The organism is Aeromonas sp. 604282, assembly GCF_049170575.1.
GTDB lineage: Bacteria > Pseudomonadota > Gammaproteobacteria > Enterobacterales > Aeromonadaceae > Aeromonas > Aeromonas veronii_A.
The window spans coordinates 1-1522 of the sequence record NZ_JAAKMV010000028.1; the positions used below are offsets into that span (position 1 = coordinate 1).

The 1522-nt window shown below is 58.3% G+C and carries 3 protein-coding genes; all 3 read left to right on the forward strand.

Features of this window, described 5'->3' with window-relative positions:
* On the forward strand, positions 1-408 hold a 408-nt coding region (locus G5367_RS20040; protein ID WP_421294930.1), incomplete at its 5' end, for a GDP-mannose 4,6-dehydratase.
* On the forward strand, positions 408-1295 hold the full coding sequence (gene rfbD, locus G5367_RS20045) for a dTDP-4-dehydrorhamnose reductase (protein ID WP_421245233.1): 888 nt from the start codon (positions 408-410) through the stop codon (positions 1293-1295). The genes G5367_RS20040 and rfbD, both read left to right, overlap by 1 nt.
* A gap of 112 nt (positions 1296-1407) precedes the next feature.
* Positions 1408-1522 (forward strand): sugar phosphate nucleotidyltransferase (locus G5367_RS20050; RefSeq protein WP_421245235.1); only part of this gene is annotated, 115 nt, incomplete at its 3' end.

Genomic DNA, 1522 nt, shown 5'->3' on the forward strand with positions numbered 1-1522 from the left:
GGCGACCAGATCCGTGACTGGCTCTATGTGGAAGACCACGCGCGTGCGCTCTACAAGGTGGTGACCACAGGCGTGGTCGGGGAGACCTACAACATCGGCGGTCATAACGAGAAGCAGAATCTGGAGGTGGTCCACACCATCTGCGATCTGCTGGACGAGATGGTGCCCAAAGCGGGCTCTTATCGTGAGCAAATCACCTATGTGGCGGATCGCCCCGGCCACGATCGCCGCTATGCCATCGATGCCAGCAAGATGAGCAGTGAGCTTGCTTGGCAACCGCAAGAAACGTTCGAGTCTGGCATTCGCAAAACCGTACAGTGGTATCTGGATAACCAGCAGTGGGTCAACAACGTGAAGAGTGGCTCCTATCAGTCCTGGATCGAACAGAACTACGGGGAGCGTGCCTGATGCATATTCTGCTGTTTGGCAAAAACGGTCAGGTAGGCTGGGAGCTGCAACGCGCACTGGCGCCGCTGGGGCGGATCACGGCCGTCGATTTTGACTCGACCGATTATTGCGGTGATTTCAGCAACCCGGCCGGGGTGGCCGACACGGTACGTCTGGTCAAGCCGGACGTGATTGTCAATGCCGCAGCCCACACCGCAGTCGACAAGGCCGAGAGCGAGCGGGCGTTTGCCGAGCTGCTCAACGCGACCAGCGTGGCTGCGATAGCCAAAGAAGCGGAAGCCTTGGGTGCCTGGTTGGTGCATTACTCCACCGACTATGTGTTCGATGGCAGCGGTGAGCGTCCCTGGGTGGAAACCGATGCCACCGCCCCGCTCAACGTCTATGGCGAAACCAAGCTGGCGGGTGAGCAAGGGGCCGCGCTTTGTTCCCGTCACCTGATTTTCCGCACCAGCTGGGTGTACGCCGCTCGGGGTGCCAACTTTGCCAAGACCATGCTGCGCTTTGGCAAGGAACGTAGCGAGATGTCGGTCATCAATGACCAGTTTGGCGCCCCGACCGGCGCCGAGTTGCTGGCTGATTGCACCGCCCATGCGATCCGCGTAGCGCAGCGCAACCCTGAGGTCGCCGGGCTGTATCATCTGATTGCCTCCGGCACCACCACCTGGTTTGACTACGCCCAGCTGGTGTTTGCCAAAGCCAGAGAGGCCGGTGTTGAACTGGCGGTGACGCAGCTCAATGCGGTGCCGACCAGTGCCTTCCCGACCCCGGCCAAACGCCCCCATAACTCCCGTCTTGATACTGGCAAATTTCAGCGCACCTTCGATTTGGTGCTGCCGGAGTGGACCGTCGGTGTGGAGCGGATGTTGACCGAGATCCTCGGTAAGTAAATCACTGGCCAGAGATGTGTTGAACGCCTCTCTGGCTGGCAGGGATAAAACAGAAAGGTGTGGCTGCAAGCCACCCTTTTCTTTTGCAATTTAAAAATAAGAAACAAGCATCATGACCAAACGTAAAGGCATTATTCTGGCCGGTGGCTCAGGCACCCGTCTCTATCCTGTGACCATGGCAGTGAGCAAGCAGCTGTTGCCTATCTATGACAAGCCGATGATTTACT

Coding starts and splice junctions, on each gene's coding strand:
- rfbD (WP_421245233.1), top strand. CDS start 408: ATGCATATTCTGCTGTTTGGCAAAAACGGTCAGGTAGGCTGGGAGCTG.